Source organism: Geobacter hydrogenophilus (genome assembly GCF_018501225.1).
Classification (GTDB): Bacteria; Desulfobacterota; Desulfuromonadia; order Geobacterales; family Geobacteraceae; genus Geobacter; species Geobacter hydrogenophilus.
This window is the reverse complement of the sequence record NZ_JAHCZI010000030.1, coordinates 1-925: the sequence shown is the minus strand read 5'-3', so window position 1 is coordinate 925 and position 925 is coordinate 1. Positions and strand designations below refer to the sequence as shown.

Below are 925 nucleotides of genomic sequence, written 5' to 3'. Positions count from 1 at the left end.
AGAGGCGCACCAGCGCGTCAGCGTCTGTGTGCCGCCGACTGGTTGGAAGCCGGTTCCATCTCAGTCGCCGTAAAATTTCAGGTAGAGATGGACGTCCTCCGAAACTTTCTTCGCCATTTCAAGAAGCTTTTTCCCGTGCTCTTTTGCCTCTAGATTTGATGCTTTTTCAATGGATTGTTTCAATTCGTTTATCAAAATCTGCATCTGTGGCTTGTTGAAAGTAGTGTCTCCATATGGGTCGATAAACCTCATGCAATTCGAGGTATTGTCGTCGTACCTTGGCAACAGAACCACAACTAATTCTTTCGGATCACCCAACTCCTCGATGCACTGACCGTTTTCATCTTCAATTCTTGCATCTATTCCCATTGTTTTTCCTTTTTAATCTTCCAACGGCTCGGCCGGTGACCCGCCCGGGCAGCTTTATCGCCCGGTCGGTGTCCACCGGTCTCGTTGGGCATCCGTGTTCAAGGTCAGCTTTCGAAGAACATCTAAAGCCCTCAACTCAAACTCAGACGGCACAAAAAATCGAGCAAGTAGACCTGGTCTATACCCTAGGAAGAAATCTCCGGAGAAGTTGTTTGGTATCTGTTCTTCGTCGAAGGCCAGTTTTACCGTCAAAATGTCAGATTGATCTGTCGTCTGAAAGACTTCGACGAACTCGCCTTCGTAAAATTCTTCTTTTTGACTTTCTTCAGGTAGGTTTGGTTTCGTTTTTTCTACAAGGGGAACGGAGCAATCAGCGCAGGTATAGTAGCCTTCTCGGTACTCCGTATTGCACAGGGGACAAATCATGATGTTCGCCTTTACCAGCTCAGCTTCTTATTTTGAAGATCAATCACCATCTTTGCGTAATTATCTACTGTTCCGTCTGGTAGGATTTTCTTTCTACATACGCAACTGGCTGGGGTGAATCTGTACGCGG

General features: G+C 46.6%; 2 protein-coding genes. Both read right to left on the bottom strand.

Going from position 1 to position 925, the window contains the following annotated elements; all coding sequences use genetic code 11:
• Window positions 1-60: 60 nt before the first annotated feature.
• Window positions 61-369, bottom strand: coding sequence for a hypothetical protein (locus KI811_RS18380; protein WP_214187920.1), 309 nt, complete (start codon window positions 367-369; stop codon window positions 61-63).
• A gap of 54 nt (window positions 370-423) precedes the next feature.
• The gene (locus KI811_RS18375; RefSeq protein ID WP_214187919.1) at window positions 424-795 is read right to left on the bottom strand and encodes a hypothetical protein; all 372 of its coding nucleotides are present in this window, start codon (window positions 793-795) and stop codon (window positions 424-426) included.
• Between the last annotated feature and the right edge of the window lie 130 nt (window positions 796-925).

Bases quoted from the DNA above. Each gene is read 5' to 3' on its own strand.
- KI811_RS18380 (WP_214187920.1), bottom strand. From the start codon at position 369: ATGGGAATAGATGCAAGAATTGAAGATGAAAACGGTCAGTGCATCGAG.
- KI811_RS18375 (WP_214187919.1), bottom strand. From the start codon at position 795: ATGATTTGTCCCCTGTGCAATACGGAGTACCGAGAAGGCTACTATACC.